The sequence below is a fragment of the Actinotignum sp. usb-actsch-rep-73 genome (assembly GCF_059082735.1).
This window is the reverse complement of record NZ_JBHNPV010000067.1, coordinates 1-1398: the sequence shown is the minus strand read 5'-3', so window position 1 is coordinate 1398 and position 1398 is coordinate 1. Positions and strand designations below refer to the sequence as shown.

At 55.9% G+C, this 1398-nt stretch carries 1 rRNA gene; it reads left to right on the top strand.

From position 1 onward, the window contains the following. Positions 1-1398 (top strand): 23S ribosomal RNA (locus tag AC5RE1_RS05130); the annotation flags it as partial.

Genomic DNA, 1398 nt, shown 5'->3' with positions numbered 1-1398 from the left:
AGGGTGAGGACTGATGGGGGTGCCCTTTTGGGGTGTCTGGTGGTGATCCTAAGCTGTCAAGAAAAGCCTCGACGCCAGGGCATGACGCGCCCGTACCCTAAACCGACTCAGGTGGTCAGGTAGAGTATACCGAGGCGTTCGAGTGAATCATGGTTAAGGAACTCGGCAAAATTCCTCCGTAACTTCGGGATAAGGAGGACCCTGTGACGTCCCCCCTTTTTTCTGGGTGTGTGCGTTGTGGGGTCGCAGAGAATAGGGAGAAGCGACTGTTTATCAAAAACACAGGTGCGTGCGAAGTCGTAAGACGATGTATACGCACTGACGCCTGCCCGGTGCTGGAAGGTTAAGAGGAAGGCTCAACCACCCTCGGGTGGTGAAGGCTTGAATTTAAGCCCCAGTAAACGGCGGTGGTAACTATAACCATCCTAAGGTAGCGAAATTCCTTGTCGGGTAAGTTCCGACCTGCACGAATGGCGTAACGACTTCTCCGCTGTCTCGACCATGAACTCGGTGAAATTGCATTACGAGTAAAGATGCTCGTTACGCGCAGAAGGACGGAAAGACCCCGGGACCTTTACTATAGCTTGGTATTGGTGTTCGCTTGGACTTGTGTAGGATAGGTGGGAGACTGTGAAGCAGGGGCGCCAGCTCTTGTCGAGTCGTCGTTGAAATACCATTCTGGTTCACGCGGTCATCTAACCTCGGCCCGTAATCCGGGTTGGGGACAGTGCCTGGTGGGTAGTTTAACTGGGGCGGTTGCCTCCCAAAAAGTAACGGAGGCGCTCAAAGGTTCCCTCAGCCTGGTTGGTAATCAGGTGGCGAGTGCAAGTGTACAAGGGAGCTTGACTGTGAGACCGACGGGTCGAGCAGGTGCGAAAGCAGGAACTAGTGATCCGGCCATGGCACGTGGGTGCGTGGTCGCTCAACGGATAAAAGGTACCCCGGGGATAACAGGCTGATCTTGCCCAAGAGTCCATATCGACGGCATGGTTTGGCACCTCGATGTCGGCTCGTCGCATCCTGGGGCTGGAGTTGGTCCCAAGGGTTGGGCTGTTCGCCCATTAAAGCGGTACGCGAGCTGGGTTCAGAACGTCGTGAGACAGTTCGGTCCCTATCCTCTGTGCGCGTAGGAAACTTGCGGAGGCCCGTCCCTAGTACGAGAGGACCGGGATGGACGAACCTCTGGTGTGCCAGTTGTACCGCCAGGTGCACGGCTGGTTGGCTACGTTCGGAAGGGATAACCGCTGAAAGCATCTAAGCGGGAAGCCTGCTCCAAGATGAGGTTTCCGACACCAGTAATGGTGTGAAGGCCCCCGCCAGACTAGCGGGTTGATAGGCCAGAGGTGGAAGCACAGCAATGTGCTCGCGAGCCGACTGGTACTAATTGGCCGACACTAC